Below are 13,682 nucleotides of genomic sequence, written 5' to 3' on the forward strand. Positions count from 1 at the left end.
CGTAACCGGGCTATGCACCCGACGACGCATTTGTTAGAGATACCGAGCCTGTTTGACCCTGACCCAGCAAGAGGACCACATCCATGACCCAACGCCGTCCCATGATCGCCGGAAACTGGAAAATGAACTGTTTGCGCGCGGATGGTGTCGCGCTGGCCACGGCCCTTGCGGCCAAGGCGGGCGAACGCGGGGTTTTGGGCTGTGACGTTCTTGTCTGTCCGCCGGCAACTCTTTTGTCGGAGGTTGTTGCGGCGACCAAAGGCAGTGCTGTTATGGTTGGCGGGCAGGATTGCCATGTTGCGACGTCGGGTGCACATACCGGGGATGTGGCCGCCCCGATGCTGGCTGACATTGGTGCGGGTTATGTTCTTGTCGGGCATTCCGAACGGCGTGCCGATCACGATGAAAGTTCCACCACCATCCGTCTGAAGGCCATTGCCGCGCATGATGCGGGGTTGGCGGCGGTTGTCTGTGTCGGTGAAACCGAACAGGAACGTGATCTTGGGGCGACACTTGCGGTGGTTAATGGTCAGGTTGCGGTGTCGGTGCCCGATGGGGCGACGGCGAAAAACACGATTATTGCCTATGAGCCGGTCTGGGCCATTGGCACCGGGCGGACGGCCAGTGTTGCCGAAGTTGCCGAGGTTCATGCGGCAATTCGTGCCGAACTTGTTGAACGTTTTGAAGACGGTGATGAATTCCGTATTCTTTATGGTGGTTCGGTCAAACCGTCCAACGCGGCAGAATTGCTTGCTGTCGAAGATGTTGACGGTGCTTTGGTCGGCGGGGCCAGCCTCAAGGTTGATGATTTTTGGAAAATTATTGAAACTTGCGCCTAGCCAACAGCCATAAAACGGGTTAAATACGCATCAAATTTATGCCCGATCCGGGGCAGGTTGTGTTCGGATCGGAAGTTAGGACAAGAGTTTCGACACCATGCAAACAGTTATTCTGGTAATTCACCTTCTTCTCGCGCTTGGCATGATTGCCGTCATTCTCGTACAGCGCAGCGAGGGCGGTGGGCTTGGTATCGGTGGTAACAGCGGCGGCGGTGGCGGCGGCGGTTTTGGCGTGATGAGCTCACGCGGTGCCGCAAACTTGCTGACCCGCACGACTGCGATACTGGCCGGCGCGTTCATGATCACCAGCATCATCCTGGCCCTCCAGTCCAATAGCCACACCAAGCCGGCTTCCATCTTGGAGCAGGCTCCAGCAGCATCGTCCTCGGCGACCACGGATGCCCCAGCGGTTACTGAACCCGCTGAGGATACCGGGCCCGCGGCTCCGACCCGCTAGACAAAATAACCGACGACCCGAGGCGGCAAACTTGCCGCCTCATTTTTTGATTGTTGTATTTCCCGGTTCATGATGCACTGCATTGGAACCGAGGCTTTGTGCTTTGAGATGAGGCAAAGAAATGACTCGTTATATCTTTATCACCGGTGGCGTTGTTTCTTCGTTGGGCAAAGGCCTGGCGTCGGCTGCTTTGGGTGCCTCGCTACAGGCACGTGGTTTTACCGTTCGCCTGCGCAAGCTTGATCCGTATATCAACGTTGATCCGGGCACCATGAGCCCATATCAGCACGGTGAGTGCTATGTCACCGAAGATGGGGCCGAGACCGACCTTGATCTTGGCCATTATGAACGTTTCACCGGCGTATCATCGCGCCGTTCTGACAACGTGACCACGGGCCGGATTTATTCCAATGTGATTGCGCGCGAACGTCGCGGGGATTACCTTGGCGGGACGGTGCAGGTCATTCCGCACATTACCGACGCGATCAAGGAATTCGTTCAGTCCGATGCGACCGAGGATTTCGTTCTGGTCGAAATTGGCGGCACGGTTGGTGATATCGAAAGCCTGCCGTTCCTTGAGGCCATCCGTCAGATGGGCAATGATCTTGGCGATGGCCGGACCTTGTTCATGCATTTGACTTTGGTGCCGTATATTTCATCGGCCGGTGAGCTTAAAACCAAACCAACCCAGCATTCCGTCAAGGAACTGCAAAGTGTTGGTATTCAGCCTGATATCCTTCTGTGCCGGTGTGATCGTGAAATTCCGATCAACGAACGCCGCAAGATTGCGCGTTTCTGTAACGTGCGTGAAGCGGCTGTTATCCCGGCCTATGATGTTGATAACATCTATCAGGTGCCGATCAGCTATCACCAGTATGGTCTTGATAACGAAGTGCTTCATCACTTCGGCCTGCAGGCACAGGACCCCGATTTGCGTCCGTGGGATGAAATTTGCAACACCATTCGGAACCCGGAAGGTGAAGTCACCATCGGGATCGTTGGCAAATACATTCAGTTGCCCGATGCCTATAAATCCCTGACCGAAGCCCTTACTCATGGCGGCATTGCCAATAAGGTCCGGGTTAAGCTGGAATGGATTGCGTCAGACGCGCTTGAAAAAGAGGGCGACGTTAGCGAAATCCTGTCCAAGCTTGATGCAATCATGGTGCCGGGTGGTTTTGGCGAGCGTGGCGCAGAAGGCAAGATTGCCGCTGCGCGCTATGCCCGTGAAAACAAGGTGCCGTATTTTGGCATTTGTTTTGGCATGCAGATGGCGGTTCTTGAGGCGGCGCGTAACCTGGCGGGCCTTAAAGATGCATCGTCATCTGAATTTGGTCCGACGAAAACACCGCTTGTCGGTCTGATGACCGAATGGTCCAAAGACGGTGGGTCGGTTGAGCGACGTTCGGATGAAGACGATCTTGGCGGCACCATGCGTCTTGGCAATTACGAGTGCAAACTGGTTGACGGATCGCGTGCGCGCGACATCTATGCCAGTGAAACCGTGCTTGAGCGCCATCGCCATCGCTATGAAGTTAACGTAAACTTCATGGGGCAGCTTGAGGAAAAAGGGCTTAAATTCTCGGGCCTGTCGCCGGATGGGCGGTTGCCGGAAATCGTCGAATACCCGGATCATCCGTGGTTTATCGGCGTTCAGTTCCACCCGGAACTGCGGTCGCGTCCGCTTGATCCGCATCCGCTGTTTGTGTCCTACATCAAGGCTGCCAAAGAGCGCAGTCGTCTGGTGTGATCCAATCCAATCGCTTGCGTGCCTGAAGCCCTGAGTGAAAGTCAGTGAAGTGACCGAAATCAAAACCGTTAAAGTCGGAAATATCGAAATCGCCAATGACCGGCCGTTTGCTGTATTGGCGGGCCCGTGTGCGATTGAAAGCCGTGCGCATGCGCTTGAAATGGCCATTGCCCTTAAGGAACTTTCCGAGGGAATGGGCATTGGGCTTGTCTATAAAAGCTCGTTTGATAAGGCCAACCGGACCAGCACCACATCCAAACGCGGTGTTGGCATGTCCGAGGGGCTTGATATTCTGGCCGAGGTCAAAGCCACGACCGGCCTTCCGATTGTAACCGATGTGCATTTGCCTGATCAGTGTGCGGCGGTGGGCGAAGTTGCCGATATTCTGCAGATCCCGGCATTCCTGTGCCGTCAGGCCGATCTGTTGCAGGCGGCGGGCAAAACCGGGCGCGTGGTTAATGTCAAAAAGGGTCAGTTCCTGGCCCCTTGGGACATGGCCAATGTCGCCAATAATATTGCCGCCACCGGCAATGAAAATATTATGCTGTGCGACCGTGGAACCAGCTTTGGCTATAACACGCTTGTCACAGACTTCCGCGGACTTCCCACCATGGCCCGTCAGGGCTATCCAGTTGTCTTTGATGCTACCCATTCGGTTCAACAGCCGGGCGGGCAGGGCACGACATCCGGCGGCCAGCGCGAATTCGCGCCGGTGCTTGCACGTGCGGCCGTTGCGGTTGGCATCGCGGCACTGTTTATCGAAACCCACGATAACCCGGCGACGGCCATTTCCGATGGCCCGAACCAAATTCCGTTGAACAAACTCCCCGAAGTTCTTTCGGTCCTGATGGAACTCGACAAGGTGGCCAAAGCCAACCCGGTTCGTCTGGATATGTTTGACGTCTGAAAATAAAAATGCCGCCAGAACATGTCTGGCGGCATTGTTTTTACTGTAACCCGCAGGCTCAATAAAGGGCTTGCTTCCTCGTCCTTAAGGAGAACGTTTCAGTCATGACCGCTATTATCGATATTCGCGGCCGCGAAATCCTTGACAGCCGTGGTAACCCGACGGTCGAAGTTGATGTCACTTTGGAAAATGGCGCCTTTGGTCGTGCTGCCGTTCCGTCTGGCGCGTCAACCGGTGCACACGAAGCTGTTGAGCTGCGTGACAAAGAAGACCGCTATATGGGCAAAGGTGTCACCAAGGCAGTGGCCTCGGTCAATGGTGAGATTTTTGAAGCGCTGGTTGGTATGGATGCCGAAGACCAGATTGCTGTTGATACCGTGATGATCGATCTTGACGGTACCCCGAACAAAGCCCGCCTTGGCGCAAATGCGATCCTTGGTGTGTCGCTTGCCACAGCCAAGGCTGCGGCCGAAGATGCGGGCCTGCCGCTGTTTCGTTATGTGGGCGGTTCGTTTGCCAGAACCCTTCCGGTACCGATGATGAACATCATCAACGGTGGCGAGCATGCCGATAACGCCATCGACGTTCAGGAATTCATGGTTGTTCCGGTCTCCGCCGAAACCGGGTCAGACGCGATCCGTATGGGTGCTGAAATCTTCCATAACCTGAAAAAGGCACTGTCAGCAGACGGTCTGAGCACCTCGGTCGGGGATGAAGGTGGTTTCGCCCCGAACATCGCATCGACCGAAGCGGCAATCAGCTATGTCATGAAATCGATTGAGGCCGCTGGTTATCGCCCGGAAGAAGACGTTGTTCTGGCGCTTGATGCCGCATCAACCGAATTTTACAAAGACGGCAAATACGTGCTGGCGGGCGAGGGTAAGACCCTTGATGCCGGTGGTATGGTGAAATACTGGGCCGATCTTGTCGGGAAATATCCAATCTTCTCCATCGAAGATGGCATGGCCGAAGATGACTGGGACGGTTGGGCAGAATTGACCGCAGCAATCGGTGCTAAAACCCAGCTGGTTGGCGATGATCTGTTTGTGACCAACCCGATCCGTCTTGCCGACGGCATCAAAAAGGGTGTGGCGAACTCGATCCTGGTCAAAGTCAACCAGATCGGCACACTGTCCGAGACGCTTGAAGCTGTCGAGATGGCCCATCGTGCAGGCTATACTGCCGTGATGTCGCACCGTTCGGGCGAAACCGAAGATTCGACCATTGCCGATCTGGCGGTTGCCACCAATTGTGGTCAGATCAAAACCGGCTCGCTGTCACGTTCTGACCGTCTTGCAAAATACAACCAGTTGATCCGCATCGAAGAGATGCTTGATGCCGGTGCGTATTATCCGGGGCGTTCGATCCTGAAGTAAGCCGTATCGGTTTTAACGATCAACAGATATTAAAGCGGGCCGTTCCGGGAATTCCGGGATGGCCCGTTTTCTATGGGCAATGAGTGGTGCCCGAAAAGGTTGAGATGCCAAGGCAATGGTGTATGAAGCGGCTGCTTCTGCGTGCTATTGCAACACCATTTTCCTAATTCAGAATTACCTGTTTGACCGTATTTTTGTGCGTTTGAAGCGCGCGGTTAACTCTATTTTTACGCGTTTGGGTGTTACTTGACGGGTAATATTATCCGGCTTCTGACCTTAGCAGGTGCTATCTACCTGATAAGGCATGAGAATAACGTATGTTGTTTTCATGTTGCGGAGCCGGAATAACTTTTTAAGCCGTCAGATCGGCTTTGTGCGCACGGGCAGGGGTAAATGTCTTCAACATCACCGGTCTTTCGTCGCCTTAAACAGGCTGTTGCACCGGTCATCGCATTTACAGTAATGGCGTATTTCATCTTCCATAGTGTGGAAGGTGATCGCGGCCTTTTGACCTATTGGTCGATGCAGGATCGTGTCACCGAGATTGCTTTGGTCCGCGATGAGACGACGCAAAAGCGCAAACTGCTTGAACAACATGTTGTGTCCTTGCGCGCCAAGCATCTTGACCCCGATCTGCTTGATGAACGCGCGCGTGCGATGCTTAATGCCGCCCATCCAGATGATGTGATTATCTTCCATCATGATGGCTACAGCGACACCGCAACCATCACAGCGCAGAAGTAATCTTCCCGGCACTACGTCATCGTTTCTTCCGGTGCTTTAAAACAGGCCGGAGAATCCATTGATTGCAATTATTGTAACTTTTGCCGTTTTGGCACCGGTTTGGCACAAATCCTGTGCTTGATGTGAATATTTATAGTTGTGAAATGGCTTCAGTAATAAATCCCTTTGGATAAGGTTTTGTTTCAACTGACTTTTGGTTGAAATGCCAATTCCTCAGGAAAACAGTTGAGGGCGTTGATATTGAATGCCTTCTGGGGTTGTATTTGTTCTTTTACGGCTATGCGATATTATGTTCATAAAAGCATAGCATTTGTGACGTGAGGGAATGAACGGATTTTAAAGGATCGCCCCAAGTAGCTGAAAACTCTGAAAATCTGTATATTTGTGAAATTGCGATAATTAACCATTTTATGGTTTATCAGCAATTGTGCGTTGCAAAACAACGGTTTATTCAGTGTTAGATTACTTGCCCTTCCACGTGGTTTTAGGTAGTCATTTCGGTGGTCCAGTACCGAATTAAGCGCTCATACATGATGCTTAAGCGACAGCCATCCACCGGGAGGAAACATGGCGACCACGAAACGCAAACGCGCCACAACGCGCGCCGACAATCAGGCGAGCAGTGACGATCTCCTCAAATATTACCGTGAAATGCTTCTGATCCGTCGCTTTGAAGAAAAAGCCGGTCAGCTGTATGGCATGGGTCTCATCGGTGGCTTCTGTCACCTTTACATCGGGCAGGAAGCAGTCGTTGTCGGCATGCAGGCTGCTGTTACCGGCGACGATGGTGTTGTCACCAGTTACCGTGACCATGGACATATGCTTGCATGTGGCATGGATGCCGGTGGCGTGATGGCAGAGCTGACAGGACGCGAAGGCGGGTACTCCCAAGGTAAGGGTGGCTCGATGCATATGTTCTCCAAGGAAAAGAATTTCTATGGCGGACATGGTATCGTTGGCGCACAGGTTCCGCTTGGGACCGGTATTGCCTTCAATTACAAATATCGCGGTGAAGACAAGGTCTGCCTGACCTATCTTGGTGACGGTGCCGTCAACCAGGGGCAGGTATACGAGTCCTTCAATATGGCCGCACTCTGGCAGCTTCCGGTGATTTATTGCATCGAGAACAACCAGTACGCCATGGGTACCTCTACCCAGCGTCATTCATCCAGTCCTGATCTTTATCAGCGCGGCTCTGCTTATGGCATTCCGGGTGAACAGGTTGACGGTATGGATGTTCTGGCGGTGAAAGCCGCTGGCGAACGTGCGGTTGAACACTGCCGCGCAGGCAAGGGCCCTTATATCCTTGAGCTGAAAACGTATCGTTATCGCGGTCATTCGATGTCGGATCCTGCGAAATATCGCACCAAGGACGAACTCGACAAGATGCGCAAAGAACACGATCCGATCGATATGGTCAAAAAGCTTCTTATTGATGGCGACATCATTGACGAAGCTGGCCTGAAAGATATCGACAAGGAAGTGAAATCCGACGTCGCAAAAGCGGCCGAGTTCGCACAGAACAGCCCGGAACCGGATGTTTCGCAGCTGTTTACCGATATTCTGATCGACGCGTGATCGCGAACTCTCGCGAACCGCTTTTGAACGATTTTTCCCGGGAGAGAGGGAACAATGCCGATTGAAGTTTTGATGCCGGCGCTGTCGCCGACCATGACCGAAGGCACGCTTGCCAAATGGATTGTCAAGGAAGGCGACACTGTCGCATCCGGTGACGTCCTCGCAGAAATTGAAACCGACAAGGCGACGATGGAAGTCGAAGCTGTCGATGAAGGTACTGTGGGCAAGATCGTGATCGCTGAAGGTACCGAAAATGTCGCGGTGAATGCAGTCATCGCGTACATCCTCGACGAAGACGAGGATGCATCTGCACTTGATAATGTTTCTGCGTCACCTGCGCCCAAAGCAGAAGCCGCACCGGCACCCGCCGAAGAAAAAGAAACACCGGCACCGAGCACGGCAAAAGCCGCCCCGGTTTCCGCAAGTGGTACGGTTGAACGTGCGGAGTCTGATCCGCGCGCCATGAGTGTTGTTAACGCAACGCAGGATGAGAAAACCTACACCAGCTTTAAAACCCAGTCGGTGCGTGAAGCCTTGCGTGATGCAATGGCCGAAGAAATGCGCAGTGATGAAAACGTCTTTGTCATGGGCGAAGAAGTTGCGGAGTACCAGGGGGCCTACAAAGTTACCCAGGGTCTGCTTGATGAGTTTGGTGACAAGCGTGTTGTTGATACGCCGATCACCGAACAGGGGTTTGCTGGTCTTGCGACGGGGGCCGCATTTATGGGCCTGCGACCGGTTGTTGAATTCATGACGTTCAACTTCGCCATGCAGGCGATTGATCAGATCATCAACTCGGCAGCAAAGACGCTTTATATGTCTGGTGGCCAGCTTGGCTGTCCGATTGTGTTCCGTGGTCCAAATGGTGCCGCATCGCGCGTGGGTGCCCAGCACTCGCAGTGCTATGCATCATGGTACGCACATTGCCCGGGTCTTAAGGTTGTTGCACCGTATTCGGCCGCAGACGCCAAAGGTCTTCTTAAGGCGGCGATCCGCGATCCGAACCCGGTTGTCTTCCTTGAAAACGAACTGATGTACGGTCAGAGCTTCGAAGTTCCTGATGACGACAATTTCGTTCTGCCAATCGGTCAGGCCAAAATTGAACGCGAAGGGACCGATGTCACCATCGTTGCTTTCTCGATCATGGTTGGCAAGGCACTGAAAGCTGCTGAACAGCTGGCAGAGCAGGGCATCTCGGCCGAGGTTATCAACCTGCGTACGATCCGTCCGCTGGATGTGAACACGATCATTCGCTCGGTGATGAAAACCAACCGTATTGTCACCTGTGAAGAAGGCTGGCACTTCGCCGGTATCGGTGCGGAAATCGCATCGGCGGTCATGGAACATGCATTTGATTACCTCGACGCACCGGTTGCGCGTGTCGCCGGGGAAGATGTTCCGATGCCGTATGCTGCAAACTTGGAAGTGCTTGCACTTCCGCAAGAGCAGCACATCGTCGATGCGGCCAAGGCCGTTTGCTATCGCTAAGTGATACGGACAGGGGCAGGTGCGGTTATAAAACGCACCGCCCCGTTACCGGGAGAATGTGTTCATGCCTGTAAAAGTATTGATGCCGGCGCTTTCGCCGACCATGACCGAAGGCACCTTGGCAAAATGGCACGTCAAGGAAGGTGATACCGTTGAATCGGGCGATGTCATCGCAGAAATTGAAACCGACAAAGCCACGATGGAAGTCGAAGCCGTCGATGAAGGCAAAATCGGTAAAATCCTTGTTGCCGAAGGCAGCGAGGGTGTTCCTGTAAACGAGGTAATCGCGCTTCTGCTTGAAGAAGACGAAGACGAAAGCGCGCTTGACGGTGCTGATACGTCAGCAGCCGATACCTCGGCGGCAGGTTCCAAAGAAACAAAAGAGCCTGCACCCGCCAAAGAAGACGCACCAGCGGCTGCTTCTGCCCCGGCAGAAGCAAGTCAGGCACCAGCAGCCCCTGTATCTGGTGGTGAGCGCGTTAAGGCCAGCCCGCTTGCGCGACGCATTGCGTCGAACGAAGGTGTTGACCTTGCGGCTGTATCCGGCTCTGGTCCGCGTGGTCGCGTTGTTAAACGTGACGTCGAAGCGGCCATGTCGTCGAAACCGGCTGAGAAGAAATCGGACGCAGAGGCTGCGCCATCTGCACCGGCTGCTTCTGCTACACCGGCGGCATCTGGCTGGAACCCGGATTTGACCGGTCTTCCGGAATACGAAGAAGTTCCGAACAGTGGCATGCGCAAAACCATCGCACGTCGCCTGACAGAATCCAAACAGCAGGTTCCGCATTTCTACCTGACGGTCGATTGCGAACTCGACAACCTTCTTGCCACCCGTAAGCAGCTGAATGAAAAAGCTGGTGACGGTGTCAAAATCTCGGTCAATGACTTTGTCATCCGTGCTGTTTCGTTGGCACTTAAAAAAGTTCCGGCGGCGAACGCCATCTGGACCGACAAAGCGACCCTGATGTGCAAGAAACAGGATATCTCGGTGGCGGTTGCCATTGAGGGTGGGCTGATTACGCCAGTTGTGCGTGATGCGGGCTCCAAAGGCCTTGCTGAAATCTCGGGCGAGATGAAAGCACTTGCTGGCAAAGCACGTGATGGCAAACTTAAGCCGGAAGATTATCAGGGCGGAACCTTCTCGGTTTCCAATCTGGGCATGTTTGGTATTAAGGAATTTTCTGCCATCATTAATCCGCCGCAGGGTTGCATTCTTGCCGTCGGTGCAGGCGAACAGCGTCCGGTTGTTAAAGACGGCGCGCTTGCCATTGCCACGGTCATGAGCTGCACCCTGTCTGTTGACCACCGTGCGGTCGATGGCGCGGTCGGTGCCGAGTTCATGGCCGAATTCAAAAAGCTGATTGAAGATCCGCTGAGCATGCTGCTCTGAGGGTCCAAAGTTGCGCGGGGACTTTAATTAGTCCCCGCAAGCATTTGAATTTCAAGACCTGTAACCGGTGACGGGCAGGCGAAGGAGATCCTACGATGGCGGATAGCAATTTCGACGTAATCGTGATTGGTGCAGGTCCGGGTGGTTATGTAACCGCAATCCGTGCTGCCCAGCTTGGCCTGAAAACGGCTGTTGTTGAACGTGAACATCTTGGTGGTATTTGCCTGAACTGGGGCTGTATCCCGACCAAGGCGTTGCTGCGTTCAGCCGAAGTATATCGCAATATGAACCATGCAAAGGAATATGGCCTTTCGTGCGAAAAGCCGTCCTTTGATCTTGATGCCGTCATTCAGCGGTCGCGTGGCGTTTCCAAACAGCTGACCGGCGGTGTTGGTCATCTTCTCAAGAAGAACAAGGTTACCGTCATCAACGGCGAAGCCAAGTTTGATGGCCCGAAAAAGATCGTTGTTGAAGGCAAGGATGCAGGCACCTATACGGCCAAGCATTACATTATTGCCACCGGCGCACGTGCCCGTTCACTGCCGGGGCTTGAGGCCGACGGCAAGGTGGTTTGGGATTACAAAAAGGCGATGACGCCGGACAAAATGCCCAAAAGCATTGTGGTTGTCGGGTCGGGTGCAATCGGGATCGAATTTGCCAGCTTCTATCACACCATGGGTGCGGATGTGACCGTGGTTGAAATCATGTCGCAGATCATGCCGGTCGAAGACAAGGAAGTTGCCGCCCTTGCACAGAAAATGATGACCAAGGACGGGATGAAAATCCTGACCGAAGCCAAGGTTGCCAATCTGAAACGCAATGCGGATAACGTTGTTGTGACGGTTGAGACCAAAGACGGCAAGAAACAGGAAATCACCGTTGATCGCGTGATTTCGGCTGTTGGTGTGATTGGCAATACCGAAAACCTCGGTCTTGAAACCACCAAAGTCAAAGTTGATCGCAACGTTATTGGCGCCGATGAATATTCGCGCACCGCAGAACCGGGCATCTATGCCATTGGCGATGTTGCCGGTCCGCCGATGCTGGCTCATAAGGCCGAGCATGAAGGTGTCATCTGTGTCGAGAAAATCGCCGGTGTCAAAAATGTCCACCCGATTGATCCGCTTAAGATTCCGGGCTGTACCTATTGCCATCCACAGGTCGCCAGTGTCGGCCTGACCGAAGCCAAAGCCAAAGACGCCGGGTATGATGTCAAAGTTGGCAAATTCCCGTTCATTGGCAACGGCAAGGCGGTTGCATTGGGGGAGCCCGAAGGTCTGGTGAAAACCGTGTTTGATGCGAAAACCGGCGAATTGCTGGGCGCGCATATGGTTGGGACCGAAGTGACTGAGCTTATTCAGGGCTTTGTCGTGGCCATGGGGCTTGAGACGACCGAAGAGGACCTGATGCATACGATCTTCCCGCATCCGACACTTTCGGAAATGATGCATGAGTCGGTCCTTGACGCCTATGGGCGTGCGATCCATTTCTAAAATATCGCGTTTTACCGGGCAAGCATGCCCGGTATGACGTAATTTGACGAATGTCGGTTTGACAAATACGCGGCGTGGCGGCACATTGCCGCCCGTCAAATCCTTCGGAGGTCACTCTATGTCGACGGCGCAGAACGAGGCGAAAGCACTTCGTCACCCGGAAAAGCAAAAACGCCCGGATCGTCCATCAGGACGCAAGCCGTCCTGGATCCGTGTTAAGGCGCCGACGTCGAAGGGGTATCAGGAAACCCGCGAACTTGCGCGTGGTCTGAACCTGCATACGGTCTGCGAAGAAGCCGCATGCCCGAATATCGGTGAATGCTGGCAGAAAAAACACGCGTCCTTCATGATTATGGGAGACACCTGCACACGTGCATGTTCGTTCTGTAACGTTAAAACCGGGATGCCGAACGCGCTTGACCCGTTTGAGCCGGAAAATCTGGCGATGGCGGTTGCCGACATGCAGCTTAAGCATGTTGTGATCACGTCTGTTGACCGTGATGACCTTGCCGATGGCGGGGCAGCCCACTTTGCCCGCGTGATCGAAGCGATCCGTTATAAAGCGCCGGAAACCACCATTGAAATTCTGACCCCGGATTTCCGTGATAAGCCGGGAGCGGTTGAAATCGTCGCCAAGGCACGCCCGGATGTGTTTAACCACAATCTGGAAACCGTGCCGCGTCTTTATACCAACATCCGTCCGGGCGCGCGCTATTACCAGTCGCTGCGTATTCTGGATCGGGTGAAACAGATTGATCCGACGATCTTTACCAAATCGGGCCTGATGGTTGGTTTTGGCGAAGAACGTAAGGAACTCTCACAGGTGATGGATGATCTGCGGGTTGCTGATGTCGATTTCCTGACAATTGGGCAGTATTTGCAGCCAACCCTTAAACATGAGCCGGTCAATCGGTTCGTCACGCCTGATGAATTCGATGAATATGCATCGATGGCACGTGGCAAGGGCTTCTTGATGGTGTCAGCAACGCCGTTGACGCGTTCGAGCTATCACGCGGACCGCGATTTCGAACAGCTGCGTGAAGCACGTGAGAAAAAGCTGGCGGCGGCAGATCAGGCCAAAGCAAAAGCGGCACGCGCGACCGAAGCCGCCGAATAAGTTAGAAACGACACGCGCGACGATAAGGGGAGATATCGAGTGCCGACGCATGCAGAGCGCAGGAAGCTGCCTTATACGCAGGAACAACTCTTTGCACTCGTCGAGGATGTCGATTCCTATTCCGAGTTCTTGCCGTGGTGCGTTGCATCGCGTGTACGAAGCCGTGAGGGTGATGTTCTTAAGGCCGATCTTGTGATTGGCTTTAAGATGTTCCGCGAGAAATACACGTCCAAAGTAACCTTGCAGCGCCCGGACCGGATTGATGTCGAGTATCTGCAAGGGCCGTTCAAATACCTCAACAACCATTGGGTGTTTGAAAAGGATGAGGACGGCGGGACCTGGCTTGATTTCTTCGTTGATTTTGAATTCCGATCAGCTCTTTTGCAAAAGATGATCGGGGTGGTCTTTAACGAAGCGGTCAAAAGAATGGTGGGGGCGTTTGAAAACCGCGCCCGCGAAGTGTATGGCGCGCCGAACGTGCCGCCATCGGGCGACTAACTCTCTTTTATATCTCGATCATGGAGGTTGGGGCAGGCGTATATT

The 13,682-nt window shown here is 53.7% G+C and carries 12 protein-coding genes; all 12 read left to right on the forward strand.

From position 1 onward, the window contains the following. Nucleotides 1-83: 83 nt before the first annotated feature. The 12 genes from tpiA to AC0VXT_RS09075 all read left to right on the forward strand — a co-directional run bounded on the left by tpiA (nt 84) and on the right by AC0VXT_RS09075 (nt 13,637). Complete coding sequence (gene tpiA, locus AC0VXT_RS09020) at nt 84-839, forward strand: triose-phosphate isomerase (RefSeq protein ID WP_417823645.1); 756 nt, start codon at nt 84-86, stop codon at nt 837-839. A 97-nt stretch (nt 840-936) separates the two neighbouring features. Further along, on the forward strand, nt 937-1,296 hold the full coding sequence (secG, locus tag AC0VXT_RS09025) for a preprotein translocase subunit SecG (RefSeq protein WP_101300590.1): 360 nt from the start codon (nt 937-939) through the stop codon (nt 1,294-1,296). Nucleotides 1,297-1,417: 121 nt separating this feature from the next. Continuing rightward, on the forward strand, nt 1,418-3,046 hold the full coding sequence (locus AC0VXT_RS09030; RefSeq protein WP_022732343.1) for a CTP synthase: 1,629 nt from the start codon (nt 1,418-1,420) through the stop codon (nt 3,044-3,046). Nucleotides 3,047-3,095: 49 nt separating this feature from the next. Further along, entirely contained in the window at nt 3,096-3,953 is an 858-nt protein-coding gene (gene kdsA, locus AC0VXT_RS09035) for a 3-deoxy-8-phosphooctulonate synthase (RefSeq protein ID WP_412778373.1), read from the forward strand. Nucleotides 3,954-4,057: 104 nt separating this feature from the next. Continuing rightward, nucleotides 4,058-5,329 (forward strand): phosphopyruvate hydratase, encoded by a 1,272-nt coding sequence (gene eno, locus AC0VXT_RS09040; protein WP_022732341.1) that lies wholly within the window; start codon nt 4,058-4,060, stop codon nt 5,327-5,329. A gap of 393 nt (nt 5,330-5,722) precedes the next feature. Next, nucleotides 5,723-6,073, forward strand: coding sequence for an FtsB family cell division protein (locus tag AC0VXT_RS09045; protein WP_022732340.1), 351 nt, complete (start codon nt 5,723-5,725; stop codon nt 6,071-6,073). Between the two features lie 567 nt (nt 6,074-6,640). Further along, nucleotides 6,641-7,651: a pyruvate dehydrogenase (acetyl-transferring) E1 component subunit alpha gene (pdhA, locus tag AC0VXT_RS09050; RefSeq protein ID WP_022732339.1), complete on the forward strand. Its 1,011-nt coding sequence runs from the start codon at nt 6,641-6,643 to the stop codon at nt 7,649-7,651. Between the two features lie 54 nt (nt 7,652-7,705). Then, entirely contained in the window at nt 7,706-9,139 is a 1,434-nt protein-coding gene (locus AC0VXT_RS09055) for a pyruvate dehydrogenase complex E1 component subunit beta (RefSeq protein ID WP_475548354.1), read from the forward strand. 64 nt (nt 9,140-9,203) lie between these two features. Next, nucleotides 9,204-10,529 carry a pyruvate dehydrogenase complex dihydrolipoamide acetyltransferase gene (locus AC0VXT_RS09060; RefSeq protein ID WP_475548355.1) on the forward strand — a complete coding sequence of 442 codons (1,326 nt, stop codon included), beginning with the start codon at nt 9,204-9,206 and terminating at the stop codon, nt 10,527-10,529. Nucleotides 10,530-10,624: 95 nt separating this feature from the next. Then, nucleotides 10,625-12,022: a dihydrolipoyl dehydrogenase gene (gene lpdA, locus AC0VXT_RS09065; RefSeq protein WP_022732336.1), complete on the forward strand. Its 1,398-nt coding sequence runs from the start codon at nt 10,625-10,627 to the stop codon at nt 12,020-12,022. A 118-nt stretch (nt 12,023-12,140) separates the two neighbouring features. Then, the gene (gene lipA / locus AC0VXT_RS09070; RefSeq protein ID WP_475548356.1) at nt 12,141-13,139 is read left to right on the forward strand and encodes a lipoyl synthase; all 999 of its coding nucleotides are present in this window, start codon (nt 12,141-12,143) and stop codon (nt 13,137-13,139) included. Between the two features lie 39 nt (nt 13,140-13,178). Next, nucleotides 13,179-13,637 carry a type II toxin-antitoxin system RatA family toxin gene (locus AC0VXT_RS09075; protein ID WP_101300585.1) on the forward strand — a complete coding sequence of 153 codons (459 nt, stop codon included), beginning with the start codon at nt 13,179-13,181 and terminating at the stop codon, nt 13,635-13,637. Nucleotides 13,638-13,682 lie beyond the last annotated feature (45 nt).

The organism is Thalassospira sp. Z349TD_5 (genome assembly GCF_056173045.1).

Coding starts and splice junctions, on each gene's coding strand:
- tpiA (WP_417823645.1), top strand. CDS start 84: ATGACCCAACGCCGTCCCATGATCGCCGGAAACTGGAAAATGAACTGT.
- secG (WP_101300590.1), top strand. CDS start 937: ATGCAAACAGTTATTCTGGTAATTCACCTTCTTCTCGCGCTTGGCATG.
- AC0VXT_RS09030 (WP_022732343.1), top strand. CDS start 1,418: ATGACTCGTTATATCTTTATCACCGGTGGCGTTGTTTCTTCGTTGGGC.
- eno (WP_022732341.1), top strand. CDS start 4,058: ATGACCGCTATTATCGATATTCGCGGCCGCGAAATCCTTGACAGCCGT.
- AC0VXT_RS09045 (WP_022732340.1), top strand. CDS start 5,723: ATGTCTTCAACATCACCGGTCTTTCGTCGCCTTAAACAGGCTGTTGCA.
- pdhA (WP_022732339.1), top strand. CDS start 6,641: ATGGCGACCACGAAACGCAAACGCGCCACAACGCGCGCCGACAATCAG.
- AC0VXT_RS09055 (WP_475548354.1), top strand. CDS start 7,706: ATGCCGATTGAAGTTTTGATGCCGGCGCTGTCGCCGACCATGACCGAA.
- AC0VXT_RS09060 (WP_475548355.1), top strand. CDS start 9,204: ATGCCTGTAAAAGTATTGATGCCGGCGCTTTCGCCGACCATGACCGAA.
- lpdA (WP_022732336.1), top strand. CDS start 10,625: ATGGCGGATAGCAATTTCGACGTAATCGTGATTGGTGCAGGTCCGGGT.
- lipA (WP_475548356.1), top strand. CDS start 12,141: ATGTCGACGGCGCAGAACGAGGCGAAAGCACTTCGTCACCCGGAAAAG.